A 2144-nucleotide genomic window follows, 5' to 3' on the forward strand; every position below is an offset into this window, starting at 1 on the left:
CAGTTACTTCCGAGTTATTATCAAAAATTAAAATGCTACAAATAGGGAATTCCCCCCCCTCAATATTCGCAACAAAACTAATTGTCCCTTTCGCAATTTCGTCAAATGGTTCTCGATTCACATACACATGCTCCATCCAAATAGTAGGGATTTGTAAAGTAAAAGGATACTGTTCATCTCTATATTCTTTTGTTAAGCTCGAATTATCAGAGTAACCCAATATATTTGTTGTTTGAAAACTAGTTTGTTTTATATAGTCCATCTGTTTTTCTGCTGCAAAAATTACGGAATCACCCCATAAAGTTTGACTAAATAAAATACTTACGCCAAGAATGTAACACCCTATTGTTTTTAAGTTTAAATTCATTATGCTACCTCCATTAAATTAAGAGTACGTTTCATTTCCTTTTGACTTACTATACGTCCTAATAGATTTGGTTTTCTAGTTGCAGCTTTCGTCTGATATAGCAAATAAAGTGTATAATAAGTTGCTAATAATATACGATGAAATTTTTATTCAACGTTTACATGATAGTCAATCTTTTCTTGTTCCTCAGATGTGATTGTTGATGAACGTTTAAAGCTTCCAAGTGTAATAAGTAATACTGCTATAACCAATATTGGCACCAACCATTTTATTGTATTTTTTACCATCAAACTGCACTCTCCCTCTTATTAGTTAGATTTCCAAGATCCGTTCCGCCTTCCATCCCCAGCCCCAATCATTTTATTCTTTTTTTCATCTCTAACTAAAGCTTGTACTCCGCCATAAAATACTGGGGAATCCTTATAAATAACGTTATAACCGTCTTCTTTTAAATTTTTCTGTACATTGAGTGGTAATACATTTTCGGTATACAAGTAATCTTTTTCAAAGGTAAATCGCGGTTCATCTACAATGTCTTGTAAAGCGGAATTTCTATGAAAATATTTATCTAATACTAATGTTAAAATTTGTGGGATTCGATTCCCTCCTGGTGATCCAATACCCATAATTTCTGTTCCTTTTTTCTCTAATATTGTAGGAGCCATAAATGTTCTTGACCGTTTACCCGGTTCTCTTTGATTTGGACTATTACTAAAATTAGCTAGCTGATTATTTAGAAAAAAACCTTCCATATAAGCTCCAGTACCAAAAAAATTACTTAAAGTATTCGTCACAGAAACAACCGTTCCATATTTGTCCATAACGACAAAATGCGTTGTACTTTCGTGTTCCTCTTCCAGAGGTACTATATTTTCCTTTTTAATTAATCTTGATAGATATTGATGACTAATCCATTTTTGTGAGTGCATTTGAGAAAATTTAGGATCACCTATTGTTTGAATTCTATCTTGATAGGAAGCCTTTGTAATTTCACCCATCTTTTTTATATATGCCTCTAAATTATTAGCGCTACTATAAGTATCAGTTAATTCAGTTTGTTTTAACATTTGGAGTAATGTTACCCCAGAAAAAGGCGGCGGGGCCGTATAAACTGTATATCCACAATATTGCCCAATTACAGGTTTCCTCTCTTCAACCTGATACTTGTTAATATCCCTCAAAGGGATATTAGTCATTTTATTAAGTTCTTTAGCTATATCCCCCTGATAAAATGCTGAAGTTCCTTTTTCTTGAATATTTTTTAAAGTATTGGACAATTTTTTCTGAATAAGTTTTTTCCCTTTATTAATTGGATCTCCATCAGGATAAAAAATATTTAGCTTTTTCGAATAAATCCGATGAGATGCACCAGCCAATCGAGAAGAAAGTATATCGTCTACTTCAAATCCATTCTCAGCGTAGAAGATAGATGGTTTCAATAATTCCGACATTTCTATAGATCCGTATTTTTTATGGGCAAATTCCATTCCCGCTACGAATCCTGGAATTCCTGTATTACCTGTATTATTAATTTGAGAGGGGGCCACTTCACGGTAGTCTATAAAATTACTTTCCCCATGTTCATTTAAAATTAACATACCACCTCCACCACCTAATCCTGAAGCGTAAGGTTCTACAACTCCTAACATATATGAAATTACTATTGCCGCATCAATTGCATTTCCTCCTTGTTGTAAAATTTTCATTCCCTCATCTACAGCAAGAGGATGGGAAGCGCTTACTCCGTATGCAAAATCTTTCTTTATGCTTTGCTTTT

3 protein-coding genes are annotated in these 2144 nt (G+C 33.4%); all 3 read right to left on the reverse strand.

Translation table 11 applies throughout. The features are described from left to right. The coding region (locus tag ACQGSG_RS28530) for a hypothetical protein (protein ID WP_426948669.1) at positions 1-367 on the reverse strand (367 nt) is incomplete at its 3' end. 146 nt (positions 368-513) lie between these two features. Beyond that, entirely contained in the window at positions 514-654 is a 141-nt protein-coding gene (locus ACQGSG_RS28535; protein WP_000240488.1) for a CapE family protein, read from the reverse strand. 21 nt (positions 655-675) lie between these two features. After that, the coding region (locus tag ACQGSG_RS28540) for a gamma-glutamyltransferase family protein (RefSeq protein WP_426948671.1) at positions 676-2144 on the reverse strand (1469 nt) is incomplete at its 5' end.

The organism is Bacillus sp. GMa5/1, from assembly GCF_050172015.1.
GTDB lineage: Bacteria > Bacillota > Bacilli > Bacillales > Bacillaceae_G > Bacillus_A > Bacillus_A cereus.